This is a genomic window from Kitasatospora sp. NPDC042419, from assembly GCF_056437345.1.
In genome coordinates this window covers 416541-437351 of the sequence record NZ_JBWKAW010000005.1, presented here as the reverse complement: position 1 = coordinate 437351, position 20811 = coordinate 416541, and the positions used below count along the sequence as shown (strand labels likewise).

10 protein-coding genes are annotated in these 20811 nt (G+C 73.5%); 9 read left to right on the top strand and 1 reads right to left on the bottom strand.

Features of this window, described 5'->3' with window-relative positions; all coding sequences use genetic code 11:
• The first annotated feature begins 261 nt into the window (after positions 1 to 261).
• The 4 genes from glgX to AC067J_RS14025 all read left to right on the top strand — a co-directional run bounded on the left by glgX (position 262) and on the right by AC067J_RS14025 (position 7696).
• Positions 262 to 2544 (top strand): glycogen debranching protein GlgX, encoded by a 2283-nt coding sequence (gene glgX, locus AC067J_RS14040; RefSeq protein ID WP_478298819.1) that lies wholly within the window; start codon positions 262 to 264, stop codon positions 2542 to 2544.
• A 184-nt stretch (positions 2545 to 2728) separates the two neighbouring features.
• Positions 2729 to 4606 carry an ABC transporter ATP-binding protein gene (locus tag AC067J_RS14035; protein WP_478298817.1) on the top strand — a complete coding sequence of 626 codons (1878 nt, stop codon included), beginning with the start codon at positions 2729 to 2731 and terminating at the stop codon, positions 4604 to 4606.
• On the top strand, positions 4603 to 6606 hold the full coding sequence (locus AC067J_RS14030; RefSeq protein ID WP_478298815.1) for an ABC transporter ATP-binding protein: 2004 nt from the start codon (positions 4603 to 4605) through the stop codon (positions 6604 to 6606). Before AC067J_RS14035 ends, AC067J_RS14030 begins: the two co-directional genes overlap by 4 nt.
• Before the next feature lie 337 nt (positions 6607 to 6943).
• The gene (locus AC067J_RS14025) at positions 6944 to 7696 is read left to right on the top strand and encodes a class I SAM-dependent methyltransferase (protein WP_478298813.1); all 753 of its coding nucleotides are present in this window, start codon (positions 6944 to 6946) and stop codon (positions 7694 to 7696) included.
• Between the two features lie 280 nt (positions 7697 to 7976).
• Here the strand turns inward: AC067J_RS14025 and glgP are convergent, their stop codons facing one another.
• Positions 7977 to 10787, bottom strand: coding sequence for an alpha-glucan family phosphorylase (glgP, locus tag AC067J_RS14020; protein WP_478298811.1), 2811 nt, complete (start codon positions 10785 to 10787; stop codon positions 7977 to 7979).
• A gap of 1137 nt (positions 10788 to 11924) precedes the next feature.
• On the opposite strand from glgP, the gene AC067J_RS14015 reads away from it, so the two are divergent.
• The 5 genes from AC067J_RS14015 (at position 11925) to AC067J_RS13995 (ending at position 20741) form a co-directional block, all read left to right on the top strand.
• A complete protein-coding gene (locus AC067J_RS14015) occupies positions 11925 to 13880 on the top strand; it encodes an alpha-1,4-glucan--maltose-1-phosphate maltosyltransferase (protein ID WP_478298982.1) in 1956 nt (651 codons plus the stop codon).
• Positions 13877 to 15601, top strand: a complete 1725-nt coding sequence (treS, locus tag AC067J_RS14010) for a maltose alpha-D-glucosyltransferase (RefSeq protein ID WP_478298809.1) — start codon at positions 13877 to 13879, stop codon at positions 15599 to 15601. The genes AC067J_RS14015 and treS overlap by 4 nt, the downstream gene beginning before the upstream one ends.
• A 240-nt stretch (positions 15602 to 15841) precedes the next feature.
• Positions 15842 to 17332 carry a maltokinase N-terminal cap-like domain-containing protein gene (locus tag AC067J_RS14005; RefSeq protein ID WP_478298807.1) on the top strand — a complete coding sequence of 497 codons (1491 nt, stop codon included), beginning with the start codon at positions 15842 to 15844 and terminating at the stop codon, positions 17330 to 17332.
• 139 nt (positions 17333 to 17471) lie between these two features.
• On the top strand, positions 17472 to 19940 hold the full coding sequence (gene glgB, locus AC067J_RS14000; protein WP_478298805.1) for a 1,4-alpha-glucan branching protein GlgB: 2469 nt from the start codon (positions 17472 to 17474) through the stop codon (positions 19938 to 19940).
• A gap of 120 nt (positions 19941 to 20060) precedes the next feature.
• Entirely contained in the window at positions 20061 to 20741 is a 681-nt protein-coding gene (locus AC067J_RS13995; protein ID WP_478298803.1) for a hypothetical protein, read from the top strand.
• Positions 20742 to 20811 lie beyond the last annotated feature (70 nt).

Here is a 20811-nt window from a genome sequence, read left to right as displayed (position 1 = left end):
GAAATCCCACCCCGGTGGCCGAGGCCCGCGAAGCGAGCCCGACCGCGACCGCGCAGCGCGACTATGTAGACCGGTCGACATATTCCACCCCCGCCCACCCGGCCCAGCGGGCCCGCTGCACAGAAAGTCGGACCCGCCGACTTTCTGTGCGCTCGCCCGCCATCCGCCGGTAAGACACCGTTCAGCCGCATCCACCCGGCGCGATCAGGGAAAGAGACCCCTCACGGGGTTCGGGACACCCCGGCCAGGGAGGGCACCGCCATGGCGTCAGGGCAGGAGCTGGATTCCGCCGTGCGCACGCACGGCACAGCGCACGGCGCGGCACACGGCGCAGCGCACACGGCGCGCGGTGCGGCGCACGCCGACGGGCCGCCCTGGCCCGGCAGCTGGCAACCGCTCGGCGCCCGCTTCCGCACCGAGCCGGACGGCCGCCACGGCACCAACTTCGCCCTCTGGGCAGCCGGCGCCGAGGCCGTCGATCTCTGCCTCTTCGACGAGGACGGCCTGGAGACCAGGCACCGCCTCACCGAGCAGGACTTCCAGGTCTGGCACGGCTTCGTCCCCGGCGTGCTCCCCGGCACCCGGTACGGCTTCCGCGTGCACGGCCGCTGGGATCCGTGGACCGGCGCCCGCTGGAATCCGGCCAAGCTGCTGCTCGACCCGTACGCCCGGGCGATCGACGGCTGTTACACCTCCCACGACGCGGCCTGCGCCGCCGTCCGCAACTGGCCCGAGGCGGACGTCGCCGACACCGTCCGGGACAACCGCGACTCGGCCCGGTTCGTGCCCAGATCCGTCGTCGTCCAGGACGACGACGACTGGTACGACGACCACCGCCCGAAGACCCCGTGGGCCGAGACCGTCCTCTACGAAGTGCACGTCCGCGGCTTCACCCTCCGCCACCCCGGGATCCCGCCCGAACTGCGCGGCACCTACGCCGGGTTGGCGCACCCGGCCGCGATCGACCACCTCACCGGGCTGGGCGTCACCGCGGTGGAGCTGCTGCCGGTCCACCAGCACGTCAGCGAGGACCACCTCCAGGCCCGCGGGCTCGTCAACTACTGGGGCTACAACACCGCCGGCTACTTCGCCCCGCACGCCGGCTACTCCGCCTCCGGCTCGCGCGGCGGCCAGGTTGGCGAGTTCAAGCGGATGGTCCACGCGCTCCACGCGGCCGGGATCGAGGTGATCCTCGACGTGGTCTACAACCACACCGCCGAGGGCGCCGAGCTGGGCCCCTCGCTCTCGCTGCGCGGCATCGACAACGCCGGCTACTACCGCCTGCCGCCCAACCGCCCGCGCGGCTACGCCGACTACACCGGCTGCGGCAACACCCTGGACACCCGTCGCCCCCAGGTGATCCGCCTGATCACCGACTCGCTGCGCTACTGGGTGACCGAGATGGGCGTGGACGGCTTCCGCTTCGACCTGGCCGCCGCGCTGGCGCGGGGCGGCGACGCCGTCGACATGGAGCACCCGTTCCTCGCCGCCGTCGCGCAGGACCCGGTCCTGAGCCGGGTGAAGCTGATCGCCGAGCCCTGGGACGTCGGCCCCGGCGGCTACCAGGTGGGCGGTTTCCCGCCGCTCTGGGCCGAGTGGAACGACCGCTACCGGGACACCGTGCGGGACTTCTGGCGCGGTGCGCGCCCGGACGTCCGGGAGCTGGGGTACCGGCTCTCGGGCTCCTCCGACCTCTACCAGCGCGGCGGCCGGCGGCCGTACGCCTCGGTCAACTACGTGACGGCGCACGACGGTTTCACCCTGCGCGACCTGGTCTCCTACGACCGCAAGCACAACGAGGCCAACGGCGAGGCCAACCGGGACGGCACCGACGACAACCGGTCCTGGAACCACGGCACCGAGGGCGAGACGACCGACCCGGCCGTCAACTCCCTGCGGCAGCGCCAGCTGCGCAACCTGACGGCCACCCTGCTGCTCTCCGCCGGCGTCCCGATGATCACCGCCGGGGACGAGTTCGGTCGCACCCAGGGCGGCAACAACAACGCCTACTGCCAGGACAGCGAGGTCAGTTGGCTGGACTGGTCGCTGCTCGCCGACCCGGGCTGGCGCGGGCTGTACGAGTTCACCGCGCGTCTCGTGCGGCTCCGCCGCGCCCACCCGGTGCTGCGGCAGCGGGCGTTCTTCTCCGGCCGCGCCCCCGCTCCCGGCGGGCAGCCGGACCTGGCCTGGTTCACCCCGCTCGGCAAGGAGATGACCGAGGCCGACTGGTTCGCCCGGACCGCCGGGCTGGGCATGCTGCTCTCCGGCACCGCGATGTCCGAACGGGACCGGTACGGCCGCCCGTTGCGCGACGACAGCTTCCTGCTGCTGCTCAACTCCGGGCCGGAACCGGTCGCGTTCACCCTGCCCGGCGAGCCCTGGGCGGCAGCCGGCGCACGGTACGAGACGGTGGTGGAGACGACGGCGGACGCCACCGGCACGCATCTCCCGCAGGACGTGGTCGTACTGGGCGGGCGTTCGCTGCGGCTGCTGCGGACACCGGACGGGGACCGGCGCGCGTCCGGCCCGCACGACAGCGCCTGACACCGGACACCCGAACGCCGGCCCCCACGCCCCATCCGAACACCTCGCCCCTCGCACCCCCGCCCCTCGCGCCCGTTCCACCCCGCCCCACCCCTGCCCCGACCGCCGGGCCGTGGCCGGTATTCGACGACAGGTCCGAAAAACCGGATGAGAAATGACGGCGGCCCGGCCTACCCTCACGGCGATGGCCGAGAACCAGACCCCCGACTCCGCGCCCGCCCACCGGTCGACGGTGCGCTCACTGCTGCGCCTGTGGCCGTACGTCCGCCCGATCCGCGCCCGGCTGGCCATCTCGGTCACCGCCGCGCTGCTCGCCGCGCTCAGCGTGCTGCTCGTTCCCCTCGTGCTCGGCCGGATCGTCGACGGACCGATCGCCGAGCACGACCTCGACGGACTCTGGCCGCTCGTCGGCCTGCTGCTCCTGCTCGGCCTCACGGAGGCCGCCCTCTTCTACACCCGCCGGGTGGTGCTGGCCAGACCGCTGGCCGGGGTCGAGACGGCGATGCGCGGCGACCTCTTCGCCAAGCTGCAGCGGTTGCCGGTCTCCTTCCACGACCGCTGGGGCTCCGGCCAGCTGCTGTCCCGCGCCACCTCCGACATGTACACCATGCGGCTGTTCCTGGCCTTCCCCCTGGTCTTCCTGATCGTCAACTCGGTGACCTTCCTGGCCGGCACCGCCCTGATGTTCACCCAGGAGTGGCGGCTCGCCCTGATCGCGCTCGTGCCCGTGGTGCCGCTGTTCCTGCTCACCCGCAGCTTCGAGGCCGGCTACTCCGGCGCCGCCCGCCTCGCCCAGGACCAGAACGGCGACCTCGCGACCGTCGTCGAGGAGTCCGTCCTCGGCATCCGCATCCTCAAGGCCTTCGGCCGCCACCGCTCGATGGCGGAACGGTTCCGCGAGCGCTCCCGGGACCTCCGCCGCACCGAGCTGAAGAAGGCCGGCCTGCTCGCCAACCTCTGGGCGCTCATCGTCGGATTGCCCGAGCTGGCCCTCGGTTGCTCCCTCGCGGCCGGCTCCTACCTGGTCGCCCACGACGAGCTGAGCGCCGGCACCCTGGTCGCGTTCCTCTCCACCGCGCTCGCGCTGCGCTGGCCGGTCGAGTCGCTGGGCTGGCTGCTCGCGTACGCCAACGAGGCCGCGACCGCCACCGACCGCTTCTTCGAGGTCCTGGACGAGCCCGAGGCCGAGGCCACCGCGGACCCGGCCGCACCCGCCACCGCCTCCGCGCCCACCACGCCCACCACGCCAGCCGAGCTCACCAAGGCCACCAACGCCACCAAGATCACCAAGACCACCGGACCCGACGGCATCCGGCTCACCGGCATCCGCTTCCGCTACCCCGACGCCCCCGCCGGCACCCCCGACCTGCTCCGCGGCATCGACCTGCACATCCGCAGCGGCGAGACGATGGCCCTGGTCGGCGCCACCGGCAGCGGCAAGACCACGCTCACCGCCCTGCTCCCCCGCCTGTACGAGGCCACCGGCGGCACCATCACCCTGGACGGCCGGGACATCCGCGAACTGGACCGGACCCGGCTGCGCGAGCTGGTCGCGGTGGCGTTCGAGGAGCCCACCCTGTTCTCCGCCACCGTGCGGGAGAACGTGCTGATGGGCGCCCCGGGCGCCGGGGACGACCGGCTGCACGCCGCGCTCGCCACCGCCCAGGCCGGCTTCGTCGAGAAGCTGCCGGAGGGCGTCGGCACCGAGGTCGGCGAGCAGGGCCTGAGCCTGTCCGGCGGCCAGCGCCAGCGGCTCGCCCTGGCCCGCGCGGTGGTCGGCGATCCGGCCTTCCTGGTCCTCGACGACCCGCTCTCCGCGCTGGACGTGCACACCGAGGCGCTGGTGGAGCGCGCCCTGCGGCAGGTCCTCGGCTCCGCGACGGCCCTCGTGGTCGCCCACCGGCCGAGCACCGTCATGCTCGCCGACCGGGTCGCGGTGCTCGCCGACGGCCGGATCGAAGCGGTCGGCACCCACCAGGAACTGCTCCACGGCTCCGCGCTCTACCGCGAACTGATGTCGGGCGAGGCCGCCCTCGTCCCCGAGGGGAGCACCGCCCGATGACCACCACCGTCGAACCCGCCGGCCGGAAGGCGGGCGGCACCGGAACGGCCGGCGCGGATCCCGCCGCCCCGACCACCACCGACCCGACCACCGACCCGACGACCACCGACCCGACCACCGACCCGACCACCACCGGTGCCACCGCCCTCGGCGCCCCGGACCCCGGCGGCCAGGCCGGCGACCGGACCGGTGCCCCGGCCGAGGAGGAGCTGCCGGCCCCGCCCGCCGACGAGGAGGACATCCCCGTCCCGCCCGGCGCGCCCGGGGCGCTGCTGCGCTCGCTGCTCGGCCCGCACCGGGGCCGGGTCGTCGTCGCGATGGCGGTGATCCTGCTCCAGCAGGCCGCGCTCCAGGCCGGGCCGCTGCTGGTCGCGTTCGCGATGGACCGCGGCATCCCCGCGCTGCGCGACGACGACTCCGGGCCGCTGATCGCGGTGATCACCGCGTACCTCGGCTGCGCGCTGCTGGGCACGGTGCTCCAGTGGACGTTCATCAAGATCAGCGCCCGGGTCAACCAGGACATCCTGCTGGAGCTGCGCGGCCGGATCTTCCGGCACGCCCAGCGGCTCAGCCTCGACTTCCACGAGCGGTACACCTCGGGCCGGATCATCTCCCGCGCCACCAGCGACGTGGACGCGCTGCGCGAGCTGCTCTCGGAGGGCCTCCAGGAGCTGCTGACCGTCTTCCTCTCGGTCTGCTCGATCTCGGTCATCCTGCTGGTCCTGGACTGGCGACTCGGACTGGTGTCGCTGGCCTCGTTCCTGCCGCTCTGGCTGATCGCCCGGTCGTTCCGGCGCCGCTCGCGCCGGGTGTACCGCCGCTCGCGCACCTCGGCGGCCTCGCTGATCGTCCGCTTCACCGAGACCATGAACGGCATCCGCCCGGTCAAGGCGTTCCGCCGCGAGCGGGCCAACGACGCGGCCTTCGGCGTGGTGAACCGGCAGTCGGCGACCGCCACCGCGGACGGCCTGCTGGAGATCGCCCGGTACGTCGGCCTCTCCCGCGGCACCGCCAACGTCTGGACCGCCGGGATGGTGCTGCTCGGCGCCTACCTGGTCACCGACGGCAGCCTCGCGCTGGGCGTGCTGACGGCGTTCGTGATCTACCTGCGCCGGCTGTACGACCCGATCGACCAGCTGGCGATGTTCCTCAACAGCTACCAGTCGGCGGCCGCCGCGCTGGAGAAGATCGCCGGACTGCTCGCCCACGAGCCGACCGTCGCCGAGCCGGCCGAGCCGAAGGAGCTGCCCGCGACGGCCGCCAAGGGCCGCGAGGTGCACTTCGAGAAGACGCGGTTCGCGTACCGCACCGGCAAGGAGGTGCTGCCGCCCTTCGACCTGGTGCTGCCCGCCGGGCAGACCGTCGCCGTGGTCGGCGCGACCGGGGCCGGCAAGTCCACGGTGGCCAAGCTGCTCGCCCGGTTCTACGACCCGACCGACGGCCGGATCACCCTGGACGGGGTGGACCTGCGCGACCTGGCCGGTCCCGAGCTGCGGCGCGGGGTGGTGATGGTGACCCAGGAGTCCTTCCTCTTCTCCGGCACCGTCGCCGAGAACATCGCGATCGGCCGGCCCGGTGCCACCCGGGAGGAGGTCGAGGAGGCCGCCCGGGCGATCGGCGCGCACGCGTTCATCGCCGAGTTGCCCGACGGCTACGACACCGACGTGCGCAAGCGCGGCGGGCGGATCTCGGCCGGCCAGCGCCAGCTGGTGGCCTTCGCCCGCGCCCTGCTCGCCGACCCGGCGGTGCTGATCCTGGACGAGGCGACCAGTTCGCTGGACGTGCCCGGCGAGCAGGCGGTGCAGCGGGCGATGCGCACCGTGCTGGCGGGGCGGACGGCCGTGATCATCGCCCACCGCCTCTCCACCGTGGAGATCGCCGACCGGGTCCTGGTGATGGACCAGGGCCGGATCGTCGAGGACGGCACGCCGGGCGAGCTGATCGACGGCGCCGGCCGCTTCGCCGAACTCCACCAGGCGTGGCGGGACAGCCTGGTCTGACCTCCGGTGCCCGGGCCCGCGGAACGGCCCTGCCGTCCGGGGCCCGGGCACGCATCGCGGGGGGGGGTGGGAGGAAGCACTCCCTCGAACTGACGCGCGGATGCCGCGAAGCAACGGGATCGAGGCCACCCGGCGACCGCCGGCCGACTCGGCCGATCCGCCGAACGCCCGGCCTCCGCCGTCCCGCCCTGCCCTCCCCGTCCATCCCGCCCCGGCTCCCAGCCCCGGACTCAGGCCCGCCATCCGTAAGAGACTCCAGGCCCTTTCGTCCATTACCGAAAGGGTCTAGAGTCGCTTCCGGGCCTTACCGATCCAGTCCAGGACCGAGGGAGCGACCATGGTCGACCGACACCACTGGGAGCAGTGGCAGCGCAGCTGGGACCGTCAGCAGGAGTGGTACCTGCCCGACCGCGAGGAGCGGTTCCGGGTGATGCTCGACCTCGTCGAGGCGGTGGCCGGCCCCCGGCCGCGCGTCCTCGACCTCGCCTGCGGCACCGGCAGCATCACCGAGCGGCTGCTCGCGCGGCTGCCCGGCTCCGTCAGCGTCGGCGTCGACCAGGACCCGGCGCTGATGACGATCGCCCGCGGCGTGCTCGGCGACGACGAGCGGTTCACCCTGGTGACCGCCGACCTCAAGGACCCGGAGTGGGCCCGGGCCCTGCCGCCCGGCCCGTTCGACGCGGTGGTGACGGCGACCGCCCTGCACTGGCTGCCCACCGACGACCTGGTCCGGCTCTACGGCGACCTCGCCGGACTGGTCCGGCCCGGCGGGGTCTTCCTCAACGCCGACCACGCCCCCGAGGCGTCGATCCCGCTGCTCAGCGCGGCCGACACGGCCTTCCGGAAGCGGCACCAGGAACGCGAGGTGGCCGAGGGCGTCCTCGACTGGGAGGGCTGGTGGGTCGCCGCCGCGGCCGACCCGCTGCTCGCCGAGCAGGTCGCCACCCGGAACGCGATGTACGGCTCGCACGCCGACGGCGAGTCCCACCCGGCCGGATGGCACACCGCCCGGCTGGTCGAGGCCGGGTTCAGCGAAGCCGGGGTGGCGTGGCGCTCCGTCAGTGACGCCCTGGTCGCGGCGGTCCGCTGACCTCACGCGGCACGGATCACGCACCACACCACACCACACCACACCGCGAGAACCGCACAGCAGGAACGACACCGCAGGAACCGCACGACAGGACCGCACACACCATGCCCCGCCACCCCCGCGGGCGACAGCGCGGGGGCGACGGGGCATGGAGCTTCGGCGCGGGCGGCACGGGCGAGCGGCGCCGGGCCGCCGCCGGCCACGGCCCCCGGACGGGGCAGGGGAACCGGGCCGCCCGGCTCCCCGCCCCGCCGTCAGGGCCGACAGCCCGCCGGCGGACTCAGCGCAGCAGCCCGGCGTCCATCCCGGTGGCCTCCGGAGGCAGTGCGACCAGGCCCAGCTCGGCCGGCGAGGCCAGCCTCGGATGGGCCGGCAGCACCCGGACGGTGTAGCCGAACGGACCGGTGCGGCAGAGCTCCAGGGAGCCCTCGTACCTGGTCCGCCCGTCGAGGTCCGGCCCGCCGACCGGCTTGAGGGCGAGCAGGCAGCCGTCCGAGATCCGGTCCGACTCGTCGACCCGGCCGGAGACGGCCTGCACCTCGACGTCCCCGGGCTCCAGCGGGCCGAGCGCGACCTGCACCCGCAGCGCCAGTGAACTGCCCAGCTCCTGCGCCTCGTCCGGGCAGTCCGCCTCGACGTGCTCCACCCGGACGGCCGGCCAGCCCTCCCGGACCCTGGCCTTCCAGGCGGCCAGTTCGCGCGCGCCGGCGTACGGGACGGCCTCCCGGCCCCCCAGCTCGACGGCCGCACCCGCGTCATCGAGCAGCCCCACTTCCCCGAGCAGCCCCGTCTCCCCGAGCGACCCCGCCTCGGCGAGCGCTCCGGCCGAACCGGTGACCCCCACCGACCCGGCCCCCGCCGACCCGGCCGCCGCCAGCTCCCGCTGCGCGACCGCCGCGGGCGCGTAGAGCCGCTCGACGTACTCGCGGACCATCCGCCCCGCCAGCACCTTGGGGCCGAGGGTGACCAGCGTGTGCCGGACCATCGCGATCCACCGGTGCGGCAGGCCGTCGCCGCCCCGGTCGTAGAAGCGGGCGGCCACCTGCTCCTCGATCAGGTCGTACAGCGCGGCGGCCTCGATGTCGTCGCGCCGCTCGGCCTCCCGGCTCTCCGGGTCGAGCACCCCGTTGCCGGTGTCGGCCGTGGGGATCGCCCAGCCGTTCTGGCCGTCGAACCACTCGTCCCACCAGCCGTCCAGCACGGACAGGTTGAGGCAGCCGTTGAGCGCGGCCTTCATCCCGGACGTGCCGCAGGCCTCCAGCGGGCGGAGCGGGTTGTTCAGCCAGACGTCGCAGCCCGGGTAGAGGTGCCGGGCCATCGCCATGTCGTAGTCGGGCAGGAAGACGATCCGGTGCCGGACGGCCGGGTCGTCGGCGAAGGCCACCATCTGCTGGATCAGCCGCTTGCCGCCGTCGTCGGCCGGGTGGGCCTTGCCGGCGACCACGATCTGGACCGGCCGGGTCGGGTGCAGCAGCAGGGCGCGCAGCCGCTCCGGGTCGCGGAGCATCAGGGTGAGCCGCTTGTACGACGGCACCCGGCGGGCGAAGCCGATGGTGAGGACGTCCGGGTCGAGCACCGAGGCGACCCAGCCGAGTTCCGCCTCGCCGGCCCCGCGCTGGCGCCAGGAGGCGCGCAGCCGCCGGCGGGCCTCGTCGACCAGCTGGGCGCGCAGGCTGCGGCGCAGCTCCCAGATCTCGGTGTTGCCGATCCGCTCCAGGCCGGTCCAGCGCTGGGTGTCGCCGGTGGTCATGGCGGCCTCGGCGCGGTCGGCGCCGATCTCGGCGGCGCCGAGCCGGACCACCGCCGGGTCGATCCAGGTCGCGGCGTGGACGCCGTTGGTGACGGAGGTGATCGGGACGTCCGCGGTGTCGAAGCCGGGCCAGAGGCCGCTGAACATGGACCGGCTGACCTCGCCGTGCAGCGTTGAGACGCCGTTCGCCCGCTGGGCGAGCCGCAGGCCCATGGCGGCCATGTTGAACAGCTTGGGGTCGCCGCCGCGCCAGCTCTCCGCACCGAGCACGAGGACCTGCTCGACCGGGACGCCGGGCAGGGCGGTGTCGCCGCCGAAGTGCCGGGCGACCAGGTCGCGGTCGAACCGGTCGATGCCGGCCGGGACGGGCGTGTGGGTGGTGAAGAGGGTGCCGGCCCGGACCGACTCCAGGGCGGCCGCGAAGTCGAGCCCGGTGTCGGCGACGAGTTCGCGGATCCGCTCGACGCCGAGGAAGCCGGCGTGGCCCTCGTTGGTGTGGAAGACCTCGGGGGCGGCGTGCCCGGTGAGCCGGCAGTAGGCGCGGACGGCCCTGACGCCGCCGATGCCGAGCAGCATCTCCTGCAGCAGCCGGTGCTCGCTGCCGCCGCCGTAGAGGCGGTCGGTGACGTCGCGCTCGGCGGGCGAGTTGGCCTCGATGTCGGAGTCGAGCAGCAGCAGCGGGACGCGCCCGACCTGGGCCTTCCAGACGTGCGCGGCGAGGGTGCGGCCGCCGGGCAGCGCGAGGTCGATCCGGCAGGGGGTGCCGTCGGTCTCGCGGAGCAGGGTGACGGCGAGTTCGTCCGGGTCGAGCAGCGGGTAGCGCTCCTGCTGCCAGCCGTCCCGGTCGAGGGACTGGCGGAAGTAGCCGTGCCGGTAGAAGAGCCCGACACCGATGATCGGGACCCCGAGGTCACTGGCGGCCTTGAGGTGGTCCCCGGCGAGGATGCCGAGGCCGCCGGAGTACTGGGGCAGCGCGGCGGCGATGCCGTACTCGGGCGAGAAGTAGGCGATGGCGGCGGGCAGCGGGACGTCGGCCCCCTGCCCGGCCGACTGGTACCAGCGCGGGCCGGCCAGGTACTCCCGCAGGTCGTCGGCGAGGTCGCCGAGTCTGCGCAGGAACCGCCGGTCGGCGGCGAGCGCGGCGAGCCGGGCGGCCGGGACCTCCCCGAGCAGTCGCACCGGGTCCTCGCCGGTCGCGGCCCAGACCTCCGGGTCCACGGACCGGAAGAGGTCCCTGGTCTCGGGGTGCCAGGACCAGCGCAGGTTGAGGGCCAGCTCGTGCAACGGCTGGAGTTGTTCGGGCAGGACGGTGCGGACGGTGAATCTGCGGATTGCCTTCACGGCGTGAAGCGTAGCCGCGGGGAGTGACATGATGGTGCGTCAGTCGAGCTATTCGGCATCCGTTCGGCCTATTGATGAGATCGCATTCGGCGCATTGGGCTGCACGGGGGGCGCACGAGGCGCACTTTTTCGGGGGCCGCGCCACCAATACGTGAACACTGCGGAACAGATCCATTTCCGGCGGCGGTTCCGACCCCGATCACACCCGAAACTACTGTCATACCGCTGCAAAAGTCGCGCGTCCGGTGCGACGATGAGCCGAGGTCGTTGATGCTGCGGGGCGTGCGGAGACGGGTGGCGCTCCCCCGAGAAGCAGCACGTCCGAATCCTTTTCGCGTTGACCGTTCCGCTTCCTCCTTGGTCCATTCGGCGCTCACGGCGCACCGATGCGTGTCCTCGGACTCGGCCCGCTCGTTCACGGGTGGGTTGGGTCGCCCAGGGGTGTGCCCCGAGAGGCGTGCGCCGGGACGCGCGCGGGCTCTCGGGCGCCCCGCCACGGGCTCGGCGGGAGCGGGGCAGGTTGCCGGGCACGGCGGCGCGGGCAGGCTTCCGGTCGCACGTCCTCCCCACCCAGCAGTCCTCCCGGTACTCCCCTGGCCCCGCCGGCCCGCGGGAGCTGCCGCCGATCTCGGGCAGGAGTTTGGCATGCACGGCGACACGCGGGACCAGTCCACACCGGTGGCCGACACCCTCGACGCAGCGGTCGCGGAATCCGCCGGACGGATGGATTCTGACATTCGGACAGACGCGCCGATGCCGGCCCCCCGGGGAGCCGGGGCTATCCGTACGGAGCGAGCGGACGAACCGGCCCGACAACCCGGGGCCGAGGAGAGCCGACCCGCGGCACCGCGCAAGCGCACCACCACCACCCGGCGCAGCGCGACCGCCGGCGGACCCGCCACCGCGAAGGCCGGGCCCGCGACCGGACCGGCCACCACCGGGGCCGGCGCCGAACCCACCTCCCGCACGACCGCCTCCCGCACGACCACCACCGGCGGACCCACCACCGGGGAAGCCGCCTCCCGCACGACCGCCACCGGCGGACCCGCCACCGGCAGGGCCGCCTCCGCCGAACCCGCCGCCCGCAAACCCCCGGCCCGCAAGACCGCCGCCCGCAAGACGACAGAGAGCGACACCGTGATCGGCCGCATCCCCGTCCTGGACGTCAGCCCCCTCGTAGACGCCGGCCGCCGCCCGGCCAAGGCCGTGGCCGGCGAGACCTTCCTGGTCACCGCGACCGTCTTCCGGGAGGGCCACGACGCGGTCAACGCCAACGTCGTCCTGCGCGACCCGCGCGGCCGCGGCGGCCCGTGGACGCCGATGCGCGAGCTGGCCGACGGCACCGACCGCTGGGGCGCGCACGTCACCCCGACCGCGCCGGGCCGCTGGTCGTACCTGGTGGAGGCGTGGTCCGACCCGGTCGCCACCTGGCGCCGGGCGGCGTCGATCAAGCTGCCGGCCGGGATCGACACCGCGCTGGTCCTGGAGGAGGGCGCCCAGCTGCTGGAGCGGGCCGCCGCCGGGGTCCCGAAGAAGGACGGCCGGGCCCAGGTGCTGGCCGCGGTCGACGCGCTGCGCGACCCGGGGCTGCCGCCGCTCTCCCGGCTGGCCGCCGCACTGGCCCCGGAGGTGCAGGAGCTGCTGGTCCGGTTCCCGCTGCGCGAACTGGTGAGCGCCTCCCGCCCACTGCCGCTCCAGGTGGACCGGGAGCGGGCGCTGTTCGGCTCCTGGTACGAGTTCTTCCCCCGTTCGGAGGGCGCGGTGGTCGACCCGTCGGGCGTCGAGCCGCCGCGGTCCGGGACCCTGCGGACCGCCGCCGAGCGGCTCCCGGCGGTCGCCGCGATGGGCTTCGACGTGGTCTACCTGCCGCCGGTCCACCCGATCGGGCGAGCCTTCCGCAAGGGCCCGGACAACACCCTGACGGCCGGTCCGCACGACGTCGGATCGCCGTGGGCGATCGGCTCGCCGGAGGGCGGCCACGACGCCGTCCACCCGGACCTCGGCACCATCGAGGACTTCGACCACTTCGTCGCCGAGGCCGCGGCGCTGCACCTGGAGGTGGCGCTGGACTTCGCGCTGCAGTGCTCGCCGGACCACCCGTGGGTGAACAAGCACCCGGAATGGTTCAGCCACCGCGCCGACGGCACCATCGCCCATGCCGAGAACCCGCCGAAAAAGTATCAGGACATTTATCCGATCAACTTCGACCAGGACATGGACGGAATCGTCAAGGAGACGATCCGGGTGCTCCGGTTCTGGATGGCCCACGGGGTGCGGATCTTCCGGGTCGACAACCCGCACACCAAGCCGGTGGTGTTCTGGGAGAAGGTGCTCGCCGACATCGCCCGCACCGACCCGGACGTGGTGTTCCTGGCCGAGGCGTTCACCCGCCCCGCGATGATGCACACCCTGGGGAAGATCGGTTTCCACCAGTCGTACACGTACTTCACCTGGCGCACCACCAAGCAGGAACTCATCGAGTACCTCACCGAGCTCTCCGGTGACGCCGCCGCCTACATGCGGCCCAACTTCTTCCCGAACACGCCGGACATCCTGCACGACTTCCTCCAGCACGGCGGCCCGGCCGCGTTCGCGATCCGCGCCGTGCTGGCCGCCACCCTCTCCCCCAGCTACGGCGTGTACGCCGGCTACGAGCTGTACGAGAACGAGCCGGCCCACCCGGGCTCCGAGGAGTACCTGCACTCGGAGAAGTACGAACTGCGCCCCCGCGACTGGAGCCGCACCGACACCCTCGCCCCGCTGCTCACCGTCCTGAACCGGCTGCGCCGCCGCCACCCGGCCCTCCAGCAGCTGCGTTCGCTGCGCTTCCACCCCACCGACAACGACCAGGTGCTCGCCTACTCCAAGACCGCCCTGACGCCCGACGGCCTCACCGACCACGTCATCACCGTGGTCAACCTGGACCCGCGCCACGTCCAGGAGGCCACCGTCACCCTCGACGGGGAGGGGCCGTACGCGGTCCACGACGAGCTCACCGGTGCCGCCTACACCTGGGGCCGGCACAACTACGTCCGGCTCGACCCCTCAGCCGAGCCGGCTCACCTCCTCACGGTTCGGAGGAACCCGGCGTGACAGTGAACGAGCCCGTTCCCGACACCTTCCCCGAGACCTCGAAGAAGAACCTGGACCCGGAGTGGTTCAAGCGTGCGGTCTTCTACGAGGTGCTGGTGCGGTCCTTCCAGGACAGCAACGGCGACGGGGTCGGGGACCTCAGGGGGCTCACGTCCAAACTCGACTACCTGCAGTGGCTCGGGGTCGACTGCCTCTGGCTGCCGCCCTTCTTCGCCTCGCCGCTGCGCGACGGCGGGTACGACGTCGCGGACTACAAGTCGGTCCTGCCCGAGTTCGGCGACCTCGCCGACTTCATGGAGTTCGTGGACGCCGCGCACCTGCGCGGCATGCGCGTGATCATCGACTTCGTCATGAACCACACCAGCGACCAGCACCCGTGGTTCCAGGCCTCCCGGGAGGACCCGGACGGCCCGTACGGCGACTTCTACATGTGGGCCGACGACGACAAGCAGTACCCCGAGGCCCGGATCATCTTCGTCGACACCGAGACCTCCAACTGGACCTACGACCCGGTGCGCAAGCAGTACTACTGGCACCGGTTCTTCTCGCACCAGCCGGACCTCAACTACGACAACCCGCGCGTCCAGGACGAGATGATCGCCGGGCTCCGCTTCTGGCTCGACCTCGGCATCGACGGCTTCCGGCTGGACGCGGTGCCCTACCTGTTCGCCCGCGAGGGGACCAACTGCGAGAACCTGCCGGAGACCCACGAGTTCCTCCAGCGGGTCCGCAAGGAGATCGACGCCGACTACCCGGACACCGTGCTGCTCGCCGAGGCCAACCAGTGGCCGGAGGACGTCGTCGACTACTTCGGCGACTTCGCCTCCGGCGGCGACGAGTGCCACATGGCGTTCCACTTCCCGGTGATGCCGCGGATCTTCATGGCGGTCCGCCGGGAGTCCCGGTACCCGGTCTCGGAGATCCTCGCCAAGACGCCGAGCATCCCGCACGGCTGCCAGTGGGGCATCTTCCTGCGCAACCACGACGAGCTGACCCTGGAGATGGTCACCGACGAGGAGCGCGACTACATGTACGCGGAGTACGCCAAGGACCCGCGGATGCGCGCCAACGTGGGCATCCGCCGCCGGCTGGCCCCGCTGCTGGAGAACGACCGCAACCAGATCGAGCTGTTCACCGCGCTGCTGCTCTCCCTGCCCGGCTCGCCGGTGCTCTACTACGGGGACGAGATCGGCATGGGGGACAACATCTGGCTCGGCGACCGGGACGGCGTCCGGACCCCGATGCAGTGGACCCCGGACCGCAACGCGGGTTTCTCCTCCGCCGACCCGGGCAGGCTCAGTCTGCCGCCCATCATGGATCCGGTGTACGGCTACCAGGTGACCAACGTCGAAGCGCAGCAAAGCAGTTCGAGTTCACTGCTGCACTGGACGCGTCGCATGATCGAGATCCGCAAGCTCAACCCGGCCTTCGGCCTCGGCACGTACACCGAACTGCCCTCCAGCAACCCCGCGGTGCTGGCCTTCGTCCGTGAGTACGAAGGGGACCTGGTCATGTGCGTGAACAACTTCTCGCGGTTCGCGCAGCCGACCGAACTGGACCTGAGGCAGTTCGGGGGCCGGTACCCGATCGAGCTGATCGGCGGGGTGCGCTTCCCCTCGATCGGCGAGTGGCCGTACCTGCTCACCCTCGCCGGCCACGGCTTCTACTGGTTCCAGCTCCGCCGGCCCCCCCGGCTGAGCGGAACCAGGCGACCGAAGTAACGATCCGGCAGCCGCCGGTCACCCACCGAACCCTCCGGGGGCGCGAGTTCGACCCCGCGCCCCCGGAGTTCTCTGCACCACCGCGTACGGAGAACAGCCCAACGGCCACCCACACGAAGGCGTGACACCCGGGCGCACCGCTCGCGTGCCGTCGCCGCCGCGCCGCCGCAATCCGGAAGACTGACGGACCCGGCCAGACCCGTCGGGCAGTCCGCCCGCCTCTTCCGGGGAAAGGGAGTCATGTCCGAAACCTCCCGTTCTCAAGCCCCACTGCACCGCGACACCCCCGCCGGCTCCGCCGTGCCGGTCGGCACGCGGGGCACCGGGGTCCGGAGAACCGCCCTGGGGGTCAGCGAACTCGTCCAGGCGGCCCTGCCGCTGATCGCCGAGTGGCTCCCCACCCAGCGCTGGTACGCCGGCAAGGGACGGCCGATCACCGGCCTCACCCCCCTCGTCGGCACCCCCCTCCAGGTCGGCGACCCGGCCCTGCTGCACCTGCTGCTCCGGGTCGAGCACGCCACCACGGCCGGCGCGCCGCACGGCGACCTGTACCAGTTGCTGCTCGGCATCCGCTCGCAGGGCCCGGCCGGCATCGAGCCGACCGCCGTCCTCGGCCGGCTCACCCAGGGCCCGTACGACGGCGCGGCGCTCTACGACGCCGTGCACGACCCCGAGCTCACCGGACGGCTGCTCGAACACCTCGCCACCGGCGACCGGTTCGGCTCGCTGTCCTTCCGCCGCACCCCCGGCTCCGGGCTCCCCACCAACCTCCCGGGCCGCGCCTCCACCGCCGAACAGTCCAACAGCTCGGTCATCTACGGGACCTCGTACATCCTGAAGCTGTTCCGCCGCATCCACCCCGGCACCAACCCCGACCTCGAACTCTCACTGGCGCTCTCCCGGGCCGGCTCGACCCGCATCCCCCGGGTCGCCGCCTGGTTCGAGAGCCGCCTGGAGCGCGCCGAGCCGGCCACCCTCGGGCTGCTCCAGCGCTACCTGCCCGAGGCCGAGGACGGCTGGGAACTCGCCCTCGACCAGGTCGGCCGCCTCAAGGGCGACCCCTCCCCCGGCAACTTCGCCATCGAGGCCCACCGGCTCGGCCGGGCCACCGCCGAGGTCCACCGGGTGCTGGCCCGGTCGATGCCCGTCGCCCGCCTCGACCGCGCGCAGACCCGCCAGCTGGCCTCCGCGATGGCCGACCGCCTCGACAGCGCGGTCGCCGCCGTCCCCGGACTGATGCGCTACCGGGCAGCGCTGCGCTCCGCCTTCCAGCAGATGGCCGACGCCCACCCCGACGGCCTGCCGGTCCAGCGGATCCACGGCGACCTGCACCTCGGCCAGGCCATGCGCACCCCGCACGGCTGGGTACTGCTCGACTTCGAGGGCGAACCCGCCAAGTCGGTGACCGAACGGCGCGAACCGCAGACCGCGCTGCGGGACGTCGCCGCGATGCTCCGCTCCTTCGACTACGCCGCCGCCCACCTGCTCGCCGGCGGGCCGTCCGACCCGGAACTGGCCCACCTCGCCGCCGCCTGGGCGCAGCGCAACCGCACCGCCTACAGCGCCGGCTACACGGCCGGCGGCGGCACCGACCCGGCCGCCTCCCCCGAGCTGATGCGCGCCCTGGAGATCGACAAGGCGGTGTACGAGGTGGTCTACGAGGCCCGGCACCGGCCGAGCTGGCTGCCGATCCCGCTCGCGGCGATCAACCGGCTGGCGCTCACCGTCTGACCCCGTCCGCACCCACCCGACCCGCCCTGCCCGCCGTCCCCGCCCGACCCGAGTCCATCCGCATCCGCCGGTACCAGCCGCCGGTGAGTTCGCCGACGCCCCTGCGAACCCGCCGGCCCCGATCCAGGAGGTCCTCGCAGTGACGCCGCTCGACCCGCCAGGCCGCACCACCCGCACCGTGCCGGCCACCTTCCTGGCCGGCCCGGACTCCCCGCAGCGCGAGCCCGCGACCGCCCGGCGGGCCGAGCCGCAGCCGTCGGCCGCCCCGGACCCGGCCGCCGTTCCGGACCCGGACCCGGAACCGACCCCGGCCGCGGCCGCCGACGTCCCCGAGGCCCACGACACCCGGGCCGACCGCGCGGGCGCCGCCGCCGAGGCCGCCGTCCCGTCCGGGGCGCTGCGGCTGCCCGAGGCGCCGCTGCCGCCCGCCGAGGTCGACCGGCTGGTCGGCGGGCAGCACCACGACCCGCACTCCCTGCTCGGCGCCCACCCCGTCCACGGCGGCACCGCCATCCGGGTGCTCCGCCCGTTCGCCGAGCGCGTCGTCGTCGAGACGCCGCACGGCCCGGCCGAACTCACCCATCAGCAGAGCGGCCTCTTCACCGGCCTGCTCCCCGGCACCGGGCCCGCCGGGCCGGGCCCGGCCGACTACCGACTGCTGGTCGGCTACCCCGGCAGCGAGCCGATCCGCCAGTACGACGGCTACCGCACCCCGCCCACCCTCGGCGAGCTCGACCTCCACCTCATCTCCGAGGGGCGGCACGAGCAGCTCTGGCAGGCCCTCGGCTCGCACGTGCGCACCGTCGACGGGGTGAGCGGCACCGCCTTCGCCGTCTGGGCGCCGAACGCCGCCGGCGTCCGCCTGATCGGCGACTTCAACCACTGGGACGGCTCCGGCCACCCGATGCGCTCGCTCGGCTCCTCCGGCGTCTGGGAGCTGTTCGTGCCCGGCCTGGGCGAGGGCACCCAGTACAAGTACGAGATCCGCACCCGGCAGGGCTGGGTCCTCGACAAGGCCGACCCGCTGGCCCGTGCCGCACAGATCCCGCCCGGCACCGCCTCGGTGGTCACCTCCTCCTCCTACCGCTGGCAGGACGGCGAGTGGATGGCCCGCCGCGCCCGCGCCGCGCACCACCGGGCCCCCATGTCGGTGTACGAGCTGCACCTGCCGTCCTGGCGCCCCGACCTCACCTCGTACCGGGCCATCGCCGAGGAACTCCCCGGCTACCTCAAGGAGTTGAACTTCACCCACGTGGAGTTCATGCCGGTCATGGAGCACCCCTTCGGCGGCTCCTGGGGCTACCAGGTGTCGGGCTACTACGCCCCCACCGCCCGGCTCGGCTCCCCCGACGACTTCCGCCACCTGGTCGACACCCTGCACCGGCACGGCATCGGCGTCATCGTCGACTGGGTGCCGGCGCACTTCCCCAAGGACGACTTCGCGCTCGCCCGGTTCGACGGCGAGCCGCTGTACGAGCCCGCCGACCCGCTGCGCGCCGAGCATCCCGACTGGGGCACCCTGGAGTTCGACTACGGCCGGGTCGAGGTCCGCAACTTCCTCGTCGCCAACGCGGTGTACTGGTGCGAGGAGTTCCACATCGACGGCCTGCGGGTCGACGCCGTCGCCTCCATGCTCTACCTCGACTACTCCCGCGAGGGCGGCGCCTGGACCCCCAACCGGTACGGCGGGCGGGAGAACCTCGACGCGGCCTCGTTCCTCCAGGAGATGAACGCCACCGTGTACCGCCGCTGCCCCGGCGTGGTCACCATCGCCGAGGAGTCCACCGCCTGGGACGGCGTCACCCGGCCCACCGACAGCGGGGGCCTGGGCTTCGGGCTGAAGTGGAACATGGGCTGGATGCACGACTCGCTGGTCTACATGTCCAAGGAGCCGGTGCACCGCAAGTTCCACCACAACGAGATCACCTTCTCGATGGTGTACGCCTACTCGGAGAACTACATCCTGCCGATCTCCCACGACGAGGTGGTGCACGGCAAGCAGGCCCTGGTCTCCAAGATGCCCGGCGACTGGTGGCAGCAGCGCGCCAACCACCGCGCCTACCTCGGCTTCATGTGGGCCCACCCCGGCAAGCAGCTCCTCTTCATGGGGCAGGAGTTCGCCCAGGGCGCCGAGTGGGACCACGAGCAGGGCCCGCAGTGGTGGGTGCTCGACGAGCAGTGGCCGGCCCACCAGGACCACCTCGGCGTGCGCCGCCTCGTCCGCGACCTCAACCGCCGCTACCTCGACGCCCCCGCCCTCTGGGAGCAGGACGCCACCCCCGCCGGCTTCCGCTGGCTCGACGGCGGCGCCGCCGAGGACAACCTGCTCTCCTTCGTCCGCCACGCCGCCGACGGGACCCCCCTGGTCGCCGTCTGCAACTTCTCGCCCGTCGTCCGCCACGGCCACCGCGTCGGCCTGCCCCGGCTCGACGGCCGCGACCAGCTCTGGGAAGAGGTCCTCAACACCGACGCCGAGACCTACGGCGGCAGCGGCATCGCCAACTCCCACCCCGTGAAGTCCGAGGCCGTCGAGTGGAACGGCCAGCCCCGCAGCGCCGAACTGGTCCTCCCCCCGCTCGCCACGCTCTGGTTCCGCCCCGCGCGGTAGCCGCCCGCGGGTGCCGGGCCCCGGTCCGGCACCCGCCCCGAGGGGGCGTTGTGCCCGGCGGCGGCGGGCCCCTAGGCTCCCCGGGCGGAACCGATCGTCGGCGGCTGGGGGGCCTCGCGCGTGGCACTGATCCTGGGGTGGGCCTACGTCCTGCTGCCGGCGGCCTGCTGGGCGGTGCTGGCGCGCACCCGGGCGGTCGGGGCGCCGGTCGCCGCCGTCCTCGCGGGACTGGCGGTCGTCCCGGTCGGGCTGGAGCACGGCTGGTTCCACAGCCGGGCCGCGGCCGAGTCCCAGTCCGGCTACCCGCTCGCCGCCGGTCTGGTCGTCCTCGCCGGCGCGCTGGCCGAACGGCGGCGGTGCGGCCCCCGGCCGCTCCGGGAGAGCGGCCGCCCGGTGACCGGGGCGACCTTCGCGGTCGCCGCCCACAGCCTGACCGGCCTCGTCATCGGCCTGCTCTACCAGCTGGCCGTCCACGAGCCGTACTCCCCCGCCCGGGCCGAGTTCCCGCTCCCGGCCGGCCTCACCGTCGAACGGGACTCCGGCGAGGACCCCAACTGCGCACTGCACTACTGCGTCCGCAGGCTCACCATCGGCAGCCCCGAGGGGCTGCCCGGCGCCGAGGTGGGGCGCCAGGTGCGGCAGCGGCTGGCCGCCGACGGCTGGCGGCCCGGCCCGAACGACACCCTCCGCCACCGGCACGGCTGGCTGCTGGACAAACGGGTGACCGTGCTGCGCCTCGACGAACTGGACCGGGGGGCCGTGGTCGAGCTGGTCGGCCCGGACCGCTACTCCCCGCTGTGACCTTCGCCCCTTGCCGGGGCGGGGCCACTCTGCTCGCGGACGTGCGTTCGAGGTGCGAAGGTATGGTCGA

Excerpts from the sequence above, each read along its gene's own strand:
- glgX (WP_478298819.1), top strand. The coding sequence starts at position 262 with ATGGCGTCAGGGCAGGAGCTGGATTCCGCCGTGCGCACGCACGGCACA.
- AC067J_RS14005 (WP_478298807.1), top strand. The coding sequence starts at position 15,842 with ATGTCCGAAACCTCCCGTTCTCAAGCCCCACTGCACCGCGACACCCCC.
- AC067J_RS14025 (WP_478298813.1), top strand. The coding sequence starts at position 6,944 with ATGGTCGACCGACACCACTGGGAGCAGTGGCAGCGCAGCTGGGACCGT.
- AC067J_RS14030 (WP_478298815.1), top strand. The coding sequence starts at position 4,603 with ATGACCACCACCGTCGAACCCGCCGGCCGGAAGGCGGGCGGCACCGGA.
- AC067J_RS14035 (WP_478298817.1), top strand. The coding sequence starts at position 2,729 with ATGGCCGAGAACCAGACCCCCGACTCCGCGCCCGCCCACCGGTCGACG.